We start from the raw sequence: 13,015 nt of genomic DNA on the forward strand, positions 1-13,015 counted from the left end.
CTCGTTCCAGAGGTTCTTACAGAACCTCGCTTACATCGCGCCGCCCATACCGCCCATGCCGCCCATGCCGCCCATGCCGCCCATGCCACCGCCGCCCGGCGGCATCTCGTCGTCGCCGTCGTCGTCGGTGGAGCCACCCTTGAGGTCGCCCGCGGCGATGACGTCGTCGATGCGGAGGATCATGACGGCCGCCTCGGTGGCCGACTCGATGGCCTGCGTCTTGACGCGGAGCGGCTCGACGACGCCCTCGGCCTCCATGTCGATGACCTCGCCCGTGTAGGCGTCGAGACCAGCGGAGAACTGGCCGGCGTCGTGCTTCGAGCGCAGGTCGACGAGCGAGTCGATGGGGTCGAGCCCGGCGTTCTCGGCGAGCGTGCGCGGGACGATGTCGAGCGCGTCGGCGAACGCCTCGATGGCGAGCTGCTCGCGGCCGCCGACGGAGCCAGCGAAGTCGCGCAGCTGCAGCGAGAGCTCGGTCTCGGGGGCACCGCCACCGGGCAGGACCTTCCCGTCCTCGAGGGTCGTGCGGACGACACCGAGGGAGTCCTCGATGGCGCGCTCGACCTCGTCGACGACGTGCTCGGTCCCACCGCGGAGGACGAGCGTCACGGACTTGGCGTCCTCGACGTCCTCGACGAAGAGGCGCTCGTCGCCGCCGATGTCCTTCTGGGCGATGGAGCCGGCGAAGCCGATGTCGTCCTCGTCGAGGTCGTCGACGCTGCCGACGACCTTGCCGCCCGTCGAGCGGGCGATGCGCTTGAGGTCCGAGGACTTCACGCGACGGGCGGCGATGATGCCGGCCTTCGCGAGGTAGTGCTGGGCCATGTCGTCGATGCCGTCACCGACGAAGACGGCGTCGACGCCGGCGTCGACGAGCTTGTCGACCATCTGCTTCAGCTCTTCTTCCTCGCGGTCGAGGAACTGCTGAAGCTGGTCGGGGTCCGTGACGTTGACCTCGGCGTCGATCTCCGTCTCGCGCACCTCGAGCGCCCCGTCGATGACCGCCACGTTGGCGTCCTCGACCATGTAGGGCATGTTCTCGTCGACGCGCTCCTTGTCGACGACGACGCCCTCGATGAGCTCGGAGTTGTCGATGGAGCCACCGACGACCTTCTCGACGCTGACGTTGTCCGTGTCGATGCTGTCCTCGTCCTGGACTGCGAGGACCGCGTCGACGACGAGTTCGGCGAGGAGGTCCTTCGCGGACTCCGCGCCCTTGCCCGTCATCGCCGTCGAGGCGATCTTGATGAGCGTCTCGCGGTCGTCCGCGGAGACATCGATTGCGTTGTCCTCCAGCACTTCCTTGGCCTTCTCGGCGGCCTGTCGGAAGCCCTGCGCGATGGTGGTGGCGTGGACGTCCTGCTCGATGAGTTCCTCGGCCTGGTCGAGGAGTTCACCGGCGATGACGACGGCCGTCGTGGTGCCGTCGCCGACCTCGTCTTCCTGGGTCTCGGAGACCTCGACGATCATGTTGGCCGCGGGGTGGTCGATGTCCATCTCCTTGAGGATGGTGACGCCGTCGTTCGTGACGACGACTCCACCCGAGGAGTCGACGAGCATCTTGTCCATCCCTTTCGGGCCGAGCGTCGTGCGTACGGACTCGGCCACGGCCTTGCCGGCCGTGATGTTCATCGACTGCGCATCTTTCCCCTGTGTGCGCTGGGAGTCTTCGCCGAGAATGATCATCGGCTGTCCCTGCTGCATGCGCTGACTCATAGTACACCAGCGGATTGTTTGTGATTCTATATAAACGTTTCGTTAGTGGTGCTGCCGAATCGCCACACGGGGACGAGATGTGTCACGTGAAGTGTTAGCATGCTACGGCCGTTTTTATACGAACCGCTCGCGGCTCGAATCGAGTGACTGCCGTCCGAGACGGGGGTGACCGTCGAGTCGCCGTCCTCGCTCTCATCGACGTGTAACGGGCCGAAGAAGCCGGTTCCCGAGTGACACACCGACCCACCTCGGCCGGCGGTCCCGGACTCGACGCCGCTTACGACTTGACGTCGAACCCGCGGGTGAGTTCGTTGTGCTTCCGTTCGAGGAAAGAGTAGACGGCCCCGTGGGGAGCCCCGTCGAGGATCATCTTCGTCGCCCGGCGAACGGCCTCGACCTCTTCGGGTTGGCCGATGATACCCAGTGTGGAGCCGTAGATGACGACCTCCGCGCCGGTGAGTTCCTCCATCAGCTCCCTCGTCCGCCCGTTCTCGCCGATGAGCCGGCCCTTCTGGCGCTGGAGGTCGTTCTTGTTTCTGGTGTACTCTGCGAGGTCGATGAGTTCGAACATGCGCAGGTCGTCGTCGAGAAGCGACAGCGCGGCGTCGGGCTTGAACCCTCTCCCGACGGCGCGGACGATGTCGGGTGCCACCATCCCGGAGACGGGGTCGCCGACGGAGTCGACGGCGACGCTGCCGCTCTCGGAGTCGATGTCGAGACGGACCTCCGCGCGACGTTCGATCTCGCGCATGGTCTCGCCTCCTTCACCGATGAGGACACCGATGCGGTCCTGCGGCACCTTCACGTGCTGCATGGTCCAGGATATCCGACGGAGCGGTTTAAGCGTTCCTTCGTGGCCGTACGTCCGTGTCACCTGTCGACGTCGACCGTCCGGTCGGGCGCGGACAGGGGCCGAGCCGACAGCTGGTCGCGGAGCCACCGACGGTCATCCCCCATTCCCGTCGCGACGATGCGGCCCGCGGCGAGCTCGTGGACGAACGTCCAGCGAGCCTCGACCCGCCGGCCGCTCGGTTCGATGCCCTCGAACGGCGCGCGGTGACAGCCCGTCATGACCGCGCGGACGACGACACGGTCGCCTTCTGCCACCACGTCCCGGACGCTGACGCGGAGGTCGGGGAACGCGTCCCGGTAGGACTGGACGAACGCGACGTACTCGTCGCGTCCCTCGACGTCGTCGCCAGTCCGACGGAAGACGTGGTCGGGAGCGACGAGTTCGCGCGCGACGGCGGCGGTCCGGCGGTCGTCGCCCCAGAGCTGTTCGGCGTGGCGGACAGCAACCTCCCGCGCCTCCGCCGCACTGTCCATGTCGGAGACGACGGGTGTCGCTGTCGCCGCCGGCGTCGCGGGACCGTCGGTCGTGTCGGCCACCGACCGCAGCCCGCCGTCGTCCACCGTGAGCCACGACTCGGCGACGACCGGGTCGCCGTCACGCTCGACGACGCGGGCGATTTCGACGCCACGAATCGTGACGTCCTCGTCCGAGGGCTCTCGTCCGAAGAGCCGCCCCGTGTGACGGCCACGTGCGACCCACACCAGTGCCACCCGGTCGCCTTCGGCCAGGTCCGTCTCGACGTCGAGTTCGAGCCCATCGAGTGCGCTCTTGACTCGTTCGACGTACGCCTCGTACGCCGCCGGCCCCCGGCCGGTCCCGGCTTCGGTGGCGTGGAGCTCGAAGTCGTCGGCGAGGTAGACTCCCGCGGCGGGACTCTCGGTGTTCCACAGCGCCTCGACGGTGCCGCGGACGAGCCGCCGGTTCCGCTCGGCGTCGAGGAAGGCGGTGGCTGCGCGCCCCCCCTCGCGGCGCAACCCGTCGAGGAACGCCGGTCGGCAGTCGAGCTTCGAGGCTGCCGTCAACGGCGCGTCCGCGAGTCGGTCCTCGTCGAGGCCGATGCACCGGACAGCGACCTGCTGGTAGGGCGCCGAGAGCGCGCCCTCCGCGACCCACTCGTTGACCCGCCTGATGAACGCCAACTCCTGGTTGACGGAGAGGTTCCCACCCAGTTCGTTTCGCCGGTCGGCGATGGACGTCAGCGTGGTCGGGACCCCCTCGCGGCGCTGTGGATTGATCCGTACCAGCCAGATTTCCTCGGGCTTCCGCTCCGTCGACACCCCCGCCAGGAGGTCGCGAACGGGTGGGTTCTGTGAGAACAGGCCGTCCCAGTACCGTCGCTCTTCACTCTCGCCTTCGACGCTGACGGCGCTGAACAGTGTCGGGACGGCCGCCGACGCGAGCACCGCATCGATGGTGACCTCCCGCTCGGTGAACGTCCGGAACGTCCCTCGCTCGACGTCGACGGCACCGAGGTGGAGCGTCGGTGCCGTCTCGGGCAGCGTCGCGACGACCCGTGCCAGTTCCTCGGGCGGCACCGCCCGCTCGAGCGCCCGCCGGAGGTACCACGACGTCCACACGGATACTGCCGAGTCGTCGGGGCTCACCACCGGCAGCGGCAGGCCGCCGTCCCGGGCGTGTGCCCACCACACACCGACCCGGTTCGTCGCCGCCACCATCGGGTCCGTCGCCGCGATGTCGTCCCACACCTGTGCGAGGAGGGCCCGTGCCCGTTCGCGACCCGCTTCCTCGCTCGCCTCGCTCACCAGCCCGTACCACGCGAGGAACGCACAGATTCCACCGCCGGACGTCCCCGTCAGCCCCACGATTTCGGCGGCGTCCGGTTCGGTTAGCAGGCGGTCGAGGACCCCCGCGGTGAACGCGGTGTGACTTCCTCCACCCTGACAGGCGACGGCGACACGCCGCCGACTCTCCTCGGTCATGTCTGCTGAGGAAGGTTTCCGAACGGATAGCCCTATCTACGGCCCGTGAGACAGTCTCGGCGGCTGAGACGACGGGGACCTCTCGGAACCGGAACGAGATTCACGACCGCTCGCCCGTCACGTAGTCGTACAGGTCGTCGGGGCTCGTCTCGAGCCCCTGCCGCGTGAAGAAGTTCGCCACGTTTCGGCAGTCGCGTCTGAGGAACTCGTCGGCGTTGCGGTGGTGGACCGTCACGGCCTGGCCGAGGTCGATGACGACGAGTTCGCCGTCGTGGATGATGAGGTTGTACTCCGAGAGGTCGCCGTGGACGAGCCCCGCGGTGTGGAGCCGTCGCATGTACTCGCTCACCACCTCGTACGCCGTCTCGGGGTTCTCGACGTTGACCTCGGCGAGCCGTCGCGCACGGTCTTCGACCAGCCCCACGAGTTCCATGACGAGGACGTTCCGCTCGACGGCGATGGGTTTCGGCACGCGGACGCCGGCCTTCCGGGCGCGTTCGAGGTTCGCGAACTCCTTGCGCGTCCACGCGAGGACGATCTTCGACTTGTCGTTCCCGATGCCCTCGAAGCGTGGGTCGCCGTCGAGGTAGTCGCGCATGTGCTGAAAGTCCGAGGCGTTGATGCGGTAGATCTTGACCGCGATATCGCCGTCTTCGCCGAGCGCCTCGTAGACGTTCGCTTCCTTGCCGGTGGAGATGGGCCCGCCGAAGGCATCGATGTGGCCGTCCTGGACGAGTTTGTAGATGGCGGCGAAGGTGGCGTCGTCGAACACCGACTGCTCGACCTTGAACTGGTCGGCGTCCTTCAGCCGCTTGCGAAACTCGTCGAACTCGCGGTCCCGTTTGCGGGCGATGCGGTCGGCGTCGGTGTCGGAGACGTCGATCTCCTCCCACTCGTCGCCGAACCCCTCCCCCTCGCCCTCCTCGGGTGCGATCAGGCCGAACTCCTCTGTCATCTCCTTCGAGATAGGAGGAGGAACGTGAAAAGCGTGGGTATCGGCGTCAGGGATACCATCGCGCTTCGACGGCGAAACGCACCGCTCCTCGGCGGTGGTCGTCCCGAAAAGCAGCCGTCGACTACTGGATGTGGCCTTCTTCGCGCAACTGGTCCGCCTCGCTCTTCTCGTAGCGCCAGGCGATGTCGCCCTTCTCGTCCTGCCAGTCCCACGGCTCGACGAGCACGACGTCGTCTTCGCGGATCCAGATGCGCTTTTGCATCCGGCCCGGGATGCGAGCGGTGCGCTCGACGCCGTCGGCACAGCGGACCTTCACGCGGTTGGCTCCGAGCATGTCCGTCACGACGGCGAACACCTCGTCCTCGTCGGGCATCCGGAGGTCGCGTCGCGTCTCGTCTCCGTCTTTCGCCATATTTCCGAGTTGGTGAGCATTCGGTTTAAACCCGCCGTTCGCCCGTCAGGTCGGGTGTGGACGCCGCTCACGAAACCGATAGGCAGCGCCGGCCCGGCTGGGTCCGGTCACGACGGCGGTCCAGGTCGGTCCTCAGCGCTGTGTCTCCAGCACCTCGCGGCCGGGCGCGATGAGCTCGTCGAGGTAGTCCGCGAGCGCGCCCTTCGCGTCGGCCGGGTGGAGTTCACCCGACTCGAGGTCCGCCTCCAGCGCCTCGTAGCTCTCGTACGTGAGATTCCCGCCGTACTTCTCGGGTCGCTCGACCACGACTTCGGTGAACCGGGGGAAGACGTGGTACTGGAATATCTGTAAGACGGGGTTCTCGCGCTCGTTCCCCTCGTCGTCGGGGTCGGGAGTCGCCGTCTGTGGGCAGTACGCGCTGTTGACCTTGTCGACGAGGTCCGCGGCGGAGTCTTCCATCGAGATGGTGACGCCCTCCGACGAGGACATCTTGCCGACGCCGGTCGTCAGGTCGGCGAGGATGGGGGTGTGCAGCGCCGGTCGCGACTCGTACCCCACCGAGGGGAGTTCCTCGCGGGCGAGCATGTGGACCTTCCGCTGGTCTAACCCCCCGACGGCGAGGTCGAGGTCGAGGTACTCGATGTCGAGCGCCTGCATCAGCGGGTAGACCATCTGCGACACCTTCGCGTGCTCGCCCCGCTGGATCTCCGCCATCGCCCGCTGGGCCCGTGCAACCGTCGTCTCCAGTTCGAGCGCGTGCAGGTCGAGGACGTACTCCTCGTCGAGCTGGTACTCCGAGCCGAGGACGAACTCCGTCTGCGCCTCGTCGAGGCCGTACGCGATGAACTGCTGTTTCATCTTCTCCGCCGTGGCGCGGATCTCCTCGAACGTCCCCTTGTCGTTGAGGTACGCGTGGACGTCGGCGAGCAGGATGACGACCTCGAAGCCTTCCTCCTGGAGGTCGATGAGTTTGTTCGCCGTCAGCATGTGGCCGATGTGGAGGACGCCGGAGGGTTCGTATCCGACGTACGCCCGCTTTCCGTCGGGGTCATCGCTCAGCGCACGTACCTCCTCCTCGGTGACCACCTCGGACGTGTTCCGGGTGATCCGTTCGTAGGCGTCCATACGCGTGGGGAATCGACGATACGGGATATGACTTCTGGAACCGCTCGCACGCGGCGCTCCTCCACGTTCGCTCCGTGACCGCCGCAACCGACAGTCTGATTCGCGCTCCGCCGTACCTCATCACGAGACGATGGCTTCGCTCCGCTCCCCCCTCGCCCTGTTCGTCGGCTTCTTCGTCTTCGTCAGCATCCCGCTCGTCGCCATGTGGGTCTCCGTCGGCGACCCGGCCCTCCTCCTCCCGCTGCTCGGTTTCGTCGTCTACTTCCTCGTCGCGCACGTCGTCGTCCCCGGGTGGGTCTACCTCGACGCCAAGAGCGCGAGGAACGACTACGCCGTCGCCTGGACCGTCCTGAGCTTCTTCGTCCCGCTCGTCGGGGCACTGGTCTACCTGTTGCTCGTGCGCAGCCGCCGGGACGTGGCGTCGAGCGGCTAGCCGAACCACGGCCTGACGCATCGTGTACGCTCCGCACTGTCCGTTCCTCCTGTAGATATCTTCATCATCGTTCGTGTCGTTCGAAGTATCGGTGAACTACACTATGACAACGAAAGCTGCAGAGAGTGGCGACGCGCTCGCACGGTACTTCGGCCTCCGCGGCAAGTATCTAGCGCAGTTGAGCGAACACGGCTTCCTCGCCCAGAACGGGCGGATCAGCGCCGCAGTGCTCGGGAGCGTCTTCCAGCCGGCCCCGGGCGGGGAAGCGGAGTGGGAGAAACACTGCCGCGAACACCCGCGCGACCCGCTCTGTCTCCTCGGCGCCCGTGCCGATATCCGACTCGACGAACTGTTCGAGATACGTGACGACTACCTCAACGCCATCACGGAAGCCGGACTGACCGACGTCCAGCGCGGCGTCTCGGACATGGTCGCGAGCGGCGTCGGTGTCGGCGTCGCCGTCGGCGGGAACGCCGGACTCGTCTCCCCCGACCAGCCGAACGCCGACGACATCATCAACAACCCGATAATCGGGCCGCGGGCGCGCGAGTTCGCCGTCCGGATGATGTTCTGATACCGTCGGCTGTAAGCTGGCGAACGGGTTCGGCACCCCGGGTGCCCGACGGGTTTTTCGACGATGTCACGACCGACAGTGTGGGCGTCGCTCTCGGCCGACGCCGGATTTCATTGTCGTGTCGGGGCGTATCGCGCCACCGACCCACGCGTTACTCTCTGCTTTCCGCCCGGGACTCCGCGCGGTGTTCGGAGATGATCTGGTCGACCATGCTCGACTTCTGCTCCTTCCGCCGCTCCTCCGCCCGTACTTCCCAGTCGTCGATGGCCGCCCCGACCTCCGACTCGCGGGCGACGGCCAACTCGTCCACCTCCTGGATGGTCACGTCCTCTACGGGCGCGACGGGGACACCGTGGTCGAACAACACCTGGTCGGCCACCTGCGAGAGGCCCCCTCGGCGAATGACGACGCGGGGTTCGAGGTCGGCGAGTCGCTCGGCCGTCGACCGGCCCGCGCCGGAGGCGTCTCTCAGGTAGACCACGTCGCCCGCGGCGATGCCGTACTGCTCGACCGTCTGCTCGATGGCGTCGCGGGTGAACTGCTCGACCACCTTCACGGGGACGAGGTTCTTCTCCGTGTTGACGTCCGCGAAGTTCGAGTGGTCGAGCTTCCACAGCGCCTTCAGCCGCTCGAGCTTCCCGTCGAGTTCCTCGCTCCGCGCTCGCTCCTGTGAGAGTTCGCGTTCGAGCCGGCTCTTCTCGCGCTCCAGCCGGGAGACCTCCTGGCGCTCGCGCGCCTTCCGCCGCTCCTCGCGTCGCGCATCCGAGAGTTCCTCGCGGTACTCCTCGATGGTGGCCTCCTTCTCTTCGACGGTCGCTTCGAGGTCTTCGACCTGCGACTCCAGCCGTGCGGCCCGGTCGCGCAGTCGGCGGAGCTCTCTTTCCTCCTCCGTGAGTTCGCGCTCTTGATGCTCGTGGGTCTCTTCTTCTTCGTTCTCGTCTTCGGTGAGGTCGCGCAGGACGCTCTCGACGCTCTCGTCGTTGCCGAGGACGCGCGAGATGACGAGCCCTCGCTCGACGTTCGGTGGGACCTTCCGTGAGATGCGCTCGAACTGGTCCTCGTGGTCGTCGAACGCGAACAGTGCCGCCGCCAGCGCGTCCCGCTCGTGGTCGTTGTCGTACTCGACCGCTCGGGTGCGGTGGAGCTTCTCGTCGACCGGGAGGTCTTTCGGTGGTGTCCACCCGGCGGCGTCGAAGCTCCGCCGGAACTTCTCGACGGTCTCGGGAATCGGCGTCACGTCCGCCGCGACGAGCAGCGGCCGGCCCCGCTCGATGAGCCACTCGATGACGCCCGCGGTGTCTTCGGTCCGTGTGGAGAAGACGTCAAGGACCGAGCCGTCCAGCCCCACGACCGCGGCGGCCGTCGTCGTCCCCGGGTCGATGCCGACGATGACGTAGTCGCGGCGCTTCACCAGCGGTTCGAACTCGATGCCGTCGCGCCGTTCTCGTTCGACTTCGACCCTGGTGTCGCCCGAGCGTCGCGAGGAGACCGGAATGTCACCGGGGGGAGCCTCGACGGTGAAGACGGCGTTGGCGTAGCCGCCGTACTTCTCGGTGACGTCCCGTTCGTACGCCAGCCCCGCCTCTTTCAGCTTGGACTCGACCTGCCGCGTGGTTCGCTTCACCGAGCCGTGGATACGCCGCGTGTAGCGGTCGGCGCTCCATCCGCCCTTCCCCGTCGAGCGTCCGCGCGAGACTTTGACAGTGGTGGTGTTCTCGAACGCCGACACCTCGTAGCCGACGTTCGCCGCGGCCAGTCGAGCCGCCGCTTCGGCCTCCTTCATCGGCTTCTTCCCGTAGGGGACGCCGTGTCTCGACGCCACCCGTGAGAGGGGCTCGGGGCGCTCGGCACCGGTCACCTGGACGAGCTTCGTCCCGGACGGGAGTGCCCGCAGGAACCGGACCAGGTCGTCCTTGTCGGCCGCGAGCTCGTACATGTTGTCGGTGGCGACGATGGCGGGGGTCTCCCGCTCGATGAGCCGCCGGAGCTTGCGGTGCGACACGACATCGCGGTCGACCTGCTCGCCGTCGAAGGCGACGACGGCGTACGACGGCGTGTCCCCACGGACGTCACCGCTCTGGATGTCGACGCCGAACACGAGCGAGTCGAGCGCGCTCGTCCTGTCGTTCACACCCGCGATAGGGACGGTACGAATATATACTCCACGCCGCGGCCGGAATCGACACCAGCGACGCTGACTTTCACGACCGAAGTTTCTATACTATCGAATTCGAAGCCAGAGACGAAACGGAGGCTCATCAGATGACAACGTGTTCACGAAGCCGCTGTGTCTGTCCCGACGGTGACCTGATGGACGTGCTCGCGAGCCGGTACACGATGCAGCTCGTCTGTATCGTCGACGCCCACGGCACCGTCCGATTCTCCGAACTCGAGTCACACCTGCCCGACGCGAGTACGTCGACGCTGTCCACTCGACTGACTCGTCTCGTCGAGGCGGGGATTCTCGACCGACAGAAGTACGACGAGGTGCCGCCGCGCGTCGAGTACGAACTCACGCGTGACGGCCGCGGCCTCGCCCGCCGCACCCGTTCGCTCCTCTCGTGGGTCGACCGTCACGACTGAACCGCGCTCACTCGTCGGGGTAAGTGACCTCGACCTCGAGGCCGTCGTGGGCGACGAACGACTCACCGTCGAACGCCCGTGCGGCCTCCGAGGCGATTTCGGAGGCGTCACCCGCATAGCGCGAGGAGATGTGGGTCAGTGCGAGGCGTCGCACCCCCACCTGCTGGGCGAGTTCGCCCGCCTCTCTCCCGGTCGTGTGGCCCGTCGAACGGGCCCGGGCGGCCTCGTCGCTCGCGAAGGTCGCCTCGTGGATGAGGAGGTCGGCGTCCTGGGCGACCTCGGCCGTCGAGTTCACCGGCCGCGTGTCGCCGGTGTACACCAGCTTCCGTCCGGGTCGTGGCTCGCCGACGACCTGTTCGGGTTCGACGACGCGCCCGTCGTCGAGTTCGACGGCCTCCCCATCGTGGAGTCGGCCGAACTTCGGGCCGACAGGCACCCCGAGTTCCTCGGCGCGCTCGCGGTCGAACCGCCCGCGACGGTCGTCTTCGACCAGCGCCCAGCCCACAGAGCGTGTGCGGTGTTCGGTTCTGAACGCCCGTACTTCGAAGTCCTCGCCGTCGAGGGCGACGTTCCCCGGTGAGACCTCGTTCACCCGAATCGGGAACCCGGGCTGGTGCCCACCGGCGTGCAGCAACGACTCGACGTGTTTGCGTGACCCCGGCGGCGCGTGGATCGCCAGCGGCTCCTCCCGGTCGTTGAAATCCCACGTCTGGACCAGTCCTGGAATCCCGAGGACGTGGTCGCCGTGGAGGTGCGTGACGAAGAGGTGTGAGACCGAAAAGCCGGTCCCGAAGCGCATCATCTGGCGTTGGGTGCCCTCACCGCAGTCGAAGAGGTACCGCTCGCCCTCTCGGTTGCAGAAGACGGCCGAGGGGGCTCGCTCGGTCGTCGGCACGGCCCCGCTCGTCCCGAGAAACGTCACGCGCATCGACATTCACTCTCTCTCATTCAGGCGGCGGTAAACGGCTGTCGAATCGCTACGCTCGTCTGTGCCCTCGCTCGCGTCGGTACTCGACCTCGTTCACCCGCCCGCGCCACGCGTGGAGGTCACCGTCGTCGAGATGCCACACGACCTCACCTTCTGTTGGCACGCGCCTCCCGTCTCGCTCCTCGTACTCGCGCCACAGGCCCGTCCACGGCGTCGGCTCGAACCCATCTCCCACTGCTCGATATCGGCGCTCCGTATGAACGCGTTCGACGACCGTCTCGCCCCCGTCGCCGTCGGCAGTCGAGAAGTGAAAGGTCAACGACGCCGTCGTTTTGCCGGCCTCGAGGGTCGCTCTGGCGGTCTGCTCGTCGATTCCCTCCCACGACACGCCGTTCTCGGGGCGGAGCGCCGCCGGGTACCAGACCGCCTCCGCGAGATACCGCTGGAGGGCGGCTTCGGTCAGTTCTGGACTTCCCGTCTCGCCACCGAGCGAGAGCGCGCCGAACAGCGCGACGCGAGCCGACCCCTCCCCACCGACGAAGGCGTCGCGGACGCGAACCGACACGAAGGGCGCGAACGTCACCGTCGCGTTCCAGACGAACCCCGGGGAGTGGACCGTCGCGTGGTGCGTCGCGGTAAACGGCTTCCACGGACTCTCGCGACCGCCGACGCGAAGTGTTCCCTCCTGTTCGATACGAACTGACCGCGGTCGGTGTGGGTCGCCGGAGAACGCTGTCTCGAAGTACTGCTGAACGGGCTCTGGGAGGTCGACACGGGCGTCCGTCCCGTCTCGTCTCTGCTCATTCGCGGCTCCCTCATCGAGCAGTCGGTCGACGACCCGTTCTGTCGCTCGTGTCTCTCGGTGTCTCGCCAGACCGACGAGGCCCAGAACGGTGACGAGGACAGCGAGCAGCAGCGAGCGACGCGTGAGAACACGGTCGAGCATACCCATATCAGGGGTTCTCTCTCGCCGCGGGCATCAAACTCAGTATTTCGCATCACTGCCTCAATCCTTTTCTCGCTCGCAGTCGCCCTCTTCGTATGCGTCCTCTTCGGTCCCGGCACCGCAACCGGGCGACGGGCATCGCCTCGTTGCTCGTCCTCGGGGTCGGTCTCACCGCGCTGTTCCTCGGATTCGACTGGTTCTGGGTCGTGTTCGCCGTCGGCTTCGCTGTCGTCGTTCCCATCGTGAGCATACTCGCGGGTGAGGACGAATCGGAGACCGACGAGTTCCCGACCCCTCCGTCGGAACCAACCACCGACGACCCGCTCGAGACCCTCCGTCGGCGGTACGCCGCGGGTGAACTCACGGAAGAACAGTTCGAGCGCAAACTCGAGGCGCTCTTAGAGACCGAGACCATGGAGGCCGTCGAAGACCGCGCTCGGCGTCGCGGTCGGACTCCCGCAGACGACTCCGTGGACGACCCGGAAACGGAGCGCGAGACGAGCTGACTGCGGACCCCTTGACCGACCGATTCTTAGCCCCTGACCGACAC

Annotated in this window: 13 protein-coding genes; 4 read left to right on the forward strand and 9 right to left on the reverse strand. The window is 67.1% G+C overall.

Features of this window, described 5'->3' with window-relative positions; translation table 11 throughout:
- Nucleotides 1-30: 30 nt before the first annotated feature.
- From thsA to E6N53_RS04825, 6 genes are all read right to left on the reverse strand, one after another.
- Nucleotides 31-1,686: a thermosome subunit alpha gene (gene thsA / locus E6N53_RS04800; protein WP_142858452.1), complete on the reverse strand. Its 1,656-nt coding sequence runs from the start codon at nucleotides 1,684-1,686 to the stop codon at nucleotides 31-33.
- Nucleotides 1,687-1,993: 307 nt separating this feature from the next.
- Nucleotides 1,994-2,530 (reverse strand): KH domain-containing protein, encoded by a 537-nt coding sequence (locus E6N53_RS04805; protein ID WP_136589922.1) that lies wholly within the window; start codon nucleotides 2,528-2,530, stop codon nucleotides 1,994-1,996.
- 56 nt (nucleotides 2,531-2,586) lie between these two features.
- Nucleotides 2,587-4,509: an ester cyclase gene (locus tag E6N53_RS04810; protein ID WP_142857367.1), complete on the reverse strand. Its 1,923-nt coding sequence runs from the start codon at nucleotides 4,507-4,509 to the stop codon at nucleotides 2,587-2,589.
- Nucleotides 4,510-4,609: 100 nt separating this feature from the next.
- On the reverse strand, nucleotides 4,610-5,464 hold the full coding sequence (rio1, locus tag E6N53_RS04815) for a serine/threonine-protein kinase Rio1 (protein ID WP_136600641.1): 855 nt from the start codon (nucleotides 5,462-5,464) through the stop codon (nucleotides 4,610-4,612).
- 121 nt (nucleotides 5,465-5,585) lie between these two features.
- The gene (gene eif1A, locus E6N53_RS04820; protein ID WP_136589919.1) at nucleotides 5,586-5,876 is read right to left on the reverse strand and encodes a translation initiation factor eIF-1A; all 291 of its coding nucleotides are present in this window, start codon (nucleotides 5,874-5,876) and stop codon (nucleotides 5,586-5,588) included.
- Between the two features lie 132 nt (nucleotides 5,877-6,008).
- The gene (locus tag E6N53_RS04825) at nucleotides 6,009-7,001 is read right to left on the reverse strand and encodes a tyrosine--tRNA ligase (RefSeq protein WP_142857369.1); all 993 of its coding nucleotides are present in this window, start codon (nucleotides 6,999-7,001) and stop codon (nucleotides 6,009-6,011) included.
- 130 nt (nucleotides 7,002-7,131) lie between these two features.
- On the opposite strand from E6N53_RS04825, the gene E6N53_RS04830 reads away from it, so the two are divergent.
- Together E6N53_RS04830 and E6N53_RS04835 are read left to right on the forward strand one after the other, a co-directional pair.
- A complete protein-coding gene (locus E6N53_RS04830; RefSeq protein WP_136589917.1) occupies nucleotides 7,132-7,434 on the forward strand; it encodes a PLDc N-terminal domain-containing protein in 303 nt (100 codons plus the stop codon).
- Nucleotides 7,435-7,537: 103 nt separating this feature from the next.
- The gene (locus E6N53_RS04835; protein WP_136589916.1) at nucleotides 7,538-8,008 is read left to right on the forward strand and encodes a hypothetical protein; all 471 of its coding nucleotides are present in this window, start codon (nucleotides 7,538-7,540) and stop codon (nucleotides 8,006-8,008) included.
- 151 nt (nucleotides 8,009-8,159) lie between these two features.
- Here the strand turns inward: E6N53_RS04835 and E6N53_RS04840 are convergent, their stop codons facing one another.
- Nucleotides 8,160-10,139 carry a DUF460 domain-containing protein gene (locus E6N53_RS04840; RefSeq protein ID WP_142857371.1) on the reverse strand — a complete coding sequence of 660 codons (1,980 nt, stop codon included), beginning with the start codon at nucleotides 10,137-10,139 and terminating at the stop codon, nucleotides 8,160-8,162.
- Between the two features lie 131 nt (nucleotides 10,140-10,270).
- Between E6N53_RS04840 and E6N53_RS04845 the strand changes: the two genes are divergently transcribed.
- Complete coding sequence (locus E6N53_RS04845; RefSeq protein WP_142857373.1) at nucleotides 10,271-10,591, forward strand: winged helix-turn-helix transcriptional regulator; 321 nt, start codon at nucleotides 10,271-10,273, stop codon at nucleotides 10,589-10,591.
- Between the two features lie 7 nt (nucleotides 10,592-10,598).
- On the opposite strand, the gene rnz is transcribed toward E6N53_RS04845, so the two are convergent.
- A complete protein-coding gene (gene rnz, locus E6N53_RS04850; protein ID WP_394344746.1) occupies nucleotides 10,599-11,519 on the reverse strand; it encodes a ribonuclease Z in 921 nt (306 codons plus the stop codon).
- A 49-nt stretch (nucleotides 11,520-11,568) separates the two neighbouring features.
- A complete protein-coding gene (locus E6N53_RS04855) occupies nucleotides 11,569-12,471 on the reverse strand; it encodes a DUF6920 family protein (protein ID WP_201741078.1) in 903 nt (300 codons plus the stop codon).
- An 89-nt stretch (nucleotides 12,472-12,560) separates the two neighbouring features.
- Between E6N53_RS04855 and E6N53_RS04860 the strand changes: the two genes are divergently transcribed.
- Entirely contained in the window at nucleotides 12,561-12,971 is a 411-nt protein-coding gene (locus E6N53_RS04860; protein ID WP_142857377.1) for an SHOCT domain-containing protein, read from the forward strand.
- Nucleotides 12,972-13,015: the final 44 nt, after the last annotated feature.

This window comes from Salinigranum halophilum, assembly GCF_007004735.1.
Taxonomy (GTDB): Archaea; Halobacteriota; Halobacteria; order Halobacteriales; family Haloferacaceae; genus Salinigranum; species Salinigranum halophilum.

Excerpts from the sequence above, each read along its gene's own strand:
- E6N53_RS04805 (WP_136589922.1), bottom strand. The coding sequence starts at position 2,530 with ATGCAGCACGTGAAGGTGCCGCAGGACCGCATCGGTGTCCTCATCGGT.
- rnz (WP_394344746.1), bottom strand. The coding sequence starts at position 11,519 with ATGCGCGTGACGTTTCTCGGGACGAGCGGGGCCGTGCCGACGACCGAG.
- E6N53_RS04835 (WP_136589916.1), top strand. The coding sequence starts at position 7,538 with ATGACAACGAAAGCTGCAGAGAGTGGCGACGCGCTCGCACGGTACTTC.
- E6N53_RS04860 (WP_142857377.1), top strand. The coding sequence starts at position 12,561 with ATGCGTCCTCTTCGGTCCCGGCACCGCAACCGGGCGACGGGCATCGCC.
- E6N53_RS04825 (WP_142857369.1), bottom strand. The coding sequence starts at position 7,001 with ATGGACGCCTACGAACGGATCACCCGGAACACGTCCGAGGTGGTCACC.
- rio1 (WP_136600641.1), bottom strand. The coding sequence starts at position 5,464 with ATGACAGAGGAGTTCGGCCTGATCGCACCCGAGGAGGGCGAGGGGGAG.
- E6N53_RS04830 (WP_136589917.1), top strand. The coding sequence starts at position 7,132 with ATGGCTTCGCTCCGCTCCCCCCTCGCCCTGTTCGTCGGCTTCTTCGTC.
- E6N53_RS04845 (WP_142857373.1), top strand. The coding sequence starts at position 10,271 with ATGACAACGTGTTCACGAAGCCGCTGTGTCTGTCCCGACGGTGACCTG.
- E6N53_RS04855 (WP_201741078.1), bottom strand. The coding sequence starts at position 12,471 with ATGGGTATGCTCGACCGTGTTCTCACGCGTCGCTCGCTGCTGCTCGCT.
- thsA (WP_142858452.1), bottom strand. The coding sequence starts at position 1,686 with ATGATCATTCTCGGCGAAGACTCCCAGCGCACACAGGGGAAAGATGCG.
- E6N53_RS04810 (WP_142857367.1), bottom strand. The coding sequence starts at position 4,509 with ATGACCGAGGAGAGTCGGCGGCGTGTCGCCGTCGCCTGTCAGGGTGGA.
- eif1A (WP_136589919.1), bottom strand. The coding sequence starts at position 5,876 with ATGGCGAAAGACGGAGACGAGACGCGACGCGACCTCCGGATGCCCGAC.